This is a genomic window from Allobosea sp. CER48, assembly GCF_044752385.1.
Classification (GTDB): domain Bacteria; phylum Pseudomonadota; class Alphaproteobacteria; order Rhizobiales; family Beijerinckiaceae; genus Allobosea.
This window is the reverse complement of record NZ_JBIWYK010000330.1, coordinates 1-3,637: the sequence shown is the minus strand read 5'-3', so window position 1 is coordinate 3,637 and position 3,637 is coordinate 1. Positions and strand designations below refer to the sequence as shown.

The window sequence follows — 3,637 nt, the reverse complement described above, 5'->3', positions numbered from 1 at the left end:
GAAGCTGTTCAGATACTTCATGCCGGTATCGCAGAGGACGGAGACGATCGTCGCATCCGGTCCGAGCCGCTCGGCGAGGCGCAGCGCCGCGACGACGTTGCCACCGGTGGAGGTTCCTGCGAACAAGCCTTCCTCCTGCGCCAATCGCAGCGCCATCGCCCTCGCCTCCTCCGTGGAGACCGGCTCGATCGCATCGACGAGATCGGCCCGCCAGAGCGGCACGACATAGCCCGCGCCGACGCCGTCGATCTTGTGGGCGCCGGTCGGACCGCCCGACAGCACCGCCGATTCGGCCGGCTCGACCGCGACGAGTGCGACCGATGGCGCCAGACGGCGGAGCGCCTGCCCCGTCCCGCGCAGCGAAGCCGCCGTGCCGACGCTCTGGACGAAGCCGTCGAGCCGGCCTCCGGTCTGATCCCAGATCTCGGCGGCAAGCCTGTCATAAGCTGCGAGCTGGTCGGTATTGCGCATCTGGTCCGTCCAGTACGCGCCGGTCCCGGCCGCGATGACGCGCGCCGCCTCGATCATGTCCCGGGTCAGCTTCTCGGTCATGCGGCCGGATTCACTCGGGATGATCGTCATCTCGGCGCCGAGCAACCGCATATGCGTGAGCTTTTCGCCCGCGAAAGCGTCGGACGTGACGATATGCAGCGGGTAGCCTTTCACAGCGCAAACCTGCGCGAGCGAAACGCCAGTGCTGCCGCCAGTGTACTCGACGACACTGCCGCCGGGCCGCAGCCGTCCGTCAGCCTCGGCCGCCTCGATCATGGCAAGCGCCATGCGGTCCTTCATGGAGCCGGTCGGATTCTCGCTTTCGAGCATCAGCAGGATGCGCGCGCCGTTCGGCGGGGTGATGCGGCGCAGCGGCAGCAGGGTGGTGCCGCCGATGCGGCTCAGAATATCGGCGGGCAAAGCTGGCATTGGAACTCTCACGGCGGGTGACTAATTAGATGTATATGCAATTATTGTAGATGCATGTAAATTGGACATCATGAGCGCACGAGACGGATTGCGGGACGAAGTGCACCGGCTCGCCGCGCGATGTGCGGGGTTGACCATCCGGCAGGCGGCCCGGCGGGTGACCCAGATCTACGACGAGATGCTGAAGCACAGCGGGCTGAGCGTGGCCCAGCTCGCGCTCATGGCCGTGATCGCGACGAATGAAGACGACCGGATGGCGGCGCTCGCCGAGCAGGCCGGGCTCGATCCCTCGACGCTTTCACGCAATCTGCGCGGTTTGGAGCGCGACGGGCTGGTCGAGATCGCTGCCGTCGAAAAGGATCTGCGCCGCCGTGCCGTCTGGTTGACGGAGGAAGGCGTCAGGCGGCTCCAGGCTGCGCTGCCGGCCTGGCAGGCAGCGCAGACGCGCGTGGCGGAGACGCTGCCGGCCGACCTGCTGCAGAAGTTTGCAGCGGCCAGCGCCGCGCTGGTTGCGCCGGAAGCGTGAAGGCCGATGCAGCGTCAGACCCCGCCGCTGCGGCTGGCGGCAAGCATGTAGTTCACGTCCATGTCGGCGGCCGCACTCCAACGGCCGGTGAGCGGATTGAAGACCACGCCCGTCTGCGTCCCCAGCGTGAAGCCGTTGCCTTCGATGCCGCCGCCTAGCTCGGCCGGCGTCACGAACTTCGCCCAGTCATGCGTTCCCCTCGGCAGCCAGCGCAGCACGTATTCGGCGCCGACGATGGCGAGCGCATAGGATTTCAGCGTGCGGTTGATCGTCGCCATGATGAGCAGGCCGTCGGGCTTCACCGCTGCACAACAGGCCGCGATGAAGGCCTCGACATCTGCGACGTGCTCGACGACCTCCATCGCCAGCACGATGTCGAAGCGCTTGCCGGAGCCTACGACCGCCTCGATCGTCTCCTCGCGATAGTCGATGGCAAGGCCGCCCTTCTCGGCATGGGCACGTGCGACGGCGATGTTGGTCGGCGCCGGGTCGAGCCCCGTCACCTCCGCACCAAGGCGAGACAATGGTTCGGACAGAACGCCGCCGCCGCAGCCGATATCGACCAGCGTCAGACCTTCGAGTGCGCGCATCCGCTTCGCATCGCGTCCGAAATGCGCGCAGGCCTCGTCACGCACGAAGGCTAGGCGCACCGGGTTGAACTTGTGCAGGACGGCCATCGGCCCCCTCGGATCCCACCAGTCGCGCGCGATCGCGTCGAAGCGCGCGACTTCGGCCGGATCGATCGTCGATCCCGTACGCTCAGCCGCTGCCGCCATGAACCCGTCCTTCGTTTATGCGATGCCGCATTGACACCGCGCCTGCCGATCGTCATCTACACCCGCCCCGCCGCCAGTGCGAGGGCGACGTTTCGACCCGGCTTTCCCAGCCGGGGACAGCTATCGAGAGCCGAAAAGACCGCCATGGCCCGTCTGGTGATGAAATTCGGTGGCACCTCCGTCGCCACTGTCGAGCGCATCAAGAACGCGGCCCGCCACGTCAAACGCGAGTTCGACGCCGGGAACCAGGTCGCGGTCGTCGTCTCCGCGATGTCGGGCAAGACCAACGAACTCGTCGCCTGGTGCAAGGAAGCCTCGCCGCTCTACGACCACGCCGAATACGACACCGTCGTCGCTTCCGGCGAGCAGGTGACCTCGGGCCTGATGGCGATCGCGCTGCAGGAAATGGGGTTGCCGGCGCGCTCATGGCAGGGCTGGCAGATCCCGCTCTACGGCTCCGACGCGCATGGCTCGGCCCGCATCGAAGGCGTCGACGGCGCCGGCATCGTCGCCGGCTTCGATCGCAACCGCGAGATCGCCGTGTGCTCCGGCTTCCAGGGCGTCAATCCGCGGACGCATCGCATCGTCACCCTCGGCCGCGGCGGCTCCGATACCAGCGCGGTTGCGTTGGCGGCCGGGCTCAAGGCCGATCGCTGCGACATCTATACCGATGTCGACGGCGTCTACACCACCGATCCCCGCATCGTCCCGAAGGCGAAGCGCATGAACAAGGTCTCCTTCGAGGAAATGCTCGAAATGGCCTCGCTCGGTTCGAAGGTGCTGCAAGTGCGCTCGGTCGAGATCGCGATGGTCCATCGCGTGCCGACCTATGTGCGCTCCTCCTTCGACGACCCCGAAAATCCCAATCCTGGCACCCTCATCTGCGACGAGGACGACATCGTGGAACAGCAGATCGTCACCGGCATCGCCTTCTCCCGGGACGAAGCCCAGATCACGCTCCGGCGCGTGGCCGACAAGCCCGGCGTCGCCGCGGCGATCTTCGGCCCCCTCGCCGATGCCAACATCAATGTCGACATGATCATCCAAGTGGTCTCGGACGACCAGGCGACGACGGACATCACCTTCACCGTGCCGACGGCCGATTACGAGCGCGCCAAGACGCTGCTCGAGAGCAAGCACGACGTCATCGCCTATCAGGAAATCCAGGGCGCGACGGACGTGGTGAAGATCTCGGCGATCGGCGTCGGCATGCGCTCGCACGCCGGTGTCGCGGCGCGTGCCTTCCGGGCACTGGCCGAGAAAGGTATCAACATCCGGGCCATCACGACGTCCGAGATCAAGTTCTCGGTGCTGATCGACGCCGCCTATACCGAGCTCGCGGTCCGCACGCTGCATTCGCTCTACGGCCTCGACTCCGCCTGAATCGCGATCGAACGCGGACAATCCAGGCATC

General features: G+C 66.5%; 4 protein-coding genes. 2 read left to right on the top strand and 2 right to left on the bottom strand.

The window, feature by feature from the left end:
- Positions 1–921, bottom strand: a 921-nt coding sequence (locus tag ACIPIA_RS12210) for a PLP-dependent cysteine synthase family protein (RefSeq protein ID WP_400509856.1), incomplete at its 3' end; no start/stop codon positions are given.
- Between the two features lie 70 nt (positions 922–991).
- Between ACIPIA_RS12210 and ACIPIA_RS12205 the strand changes: the two genes are divergently transcribed.
- Positions 992–1,447, top strand: a complete 456-nt coding sequence (locus ACIPIA_RS12205) for a MarR family winged helix-turn-helix transcriptional regulator (protein ID WP_400509854.1) — start codon at positions 992–994, stop codon at positions 1,445–1,447.
- A gap of 14 nt (positions 1,448–1,461) precedes the next feature.
- On the opposite strand, the gene ubiG is transcribed toward ACIPIA_RS12205, so the two are convergent.
- Complete coding sequence (ubiG, locus tag ACIPIA_RS12200) at positions 1,462–2,223, bottom strand: bifunctional 2-polyprenyl-6-hydroxyphenol methylase/3-demethylubiquinol 3-O-methyltransferase UbiG (RefSeq protein WP_400509851.1); 762 nt, start codon at positions 2,221–2,223, stop codon at positions 1,462–1,464.
- Between the two features lie 144 nt (positions 2,224–2,367).
- Between ubiG and ACIPIA_RS12195 the strand changes: the two genes are divergently transcribed.
- The gene (locus ACIPIA_RS12195) at positions 2,368–3,606 is read left to right on the top strand and encodes an aspartate kinase (RefSeq protein WP_400509849.1); all 1,239 of its coding nucleotides are present in this window, start codon (positions 2,368–2,370) and stop codon (positions 3,604–3,606) included.
- Positions 3,607–3,637: the final 31 nt, after the last annotated feature.

Coding starts and splice junctions, on each gene's coding strand:
- ACIPIA_RS12195 (WP_400509849.1), top strand. CDS start 2,368: ATGGCCCGTCTGGTGATGAAATTCGGTGGCACCTCCGTCGCCACTGTC.
- ACIPIA_RS12205 (WP_400509854.1), top strand. CDS start 992: ATGAGCGCACGAGACGGATTGCGGGACGAAGTGCACCGGCTCGCCGCG.
- ubiG (WP_400509851.1), bottom strand. CDS start 2,223: ATGGCGGCAGCGGCTGAGCGTACGGGATCGACGATCGATCCGGCCGAA.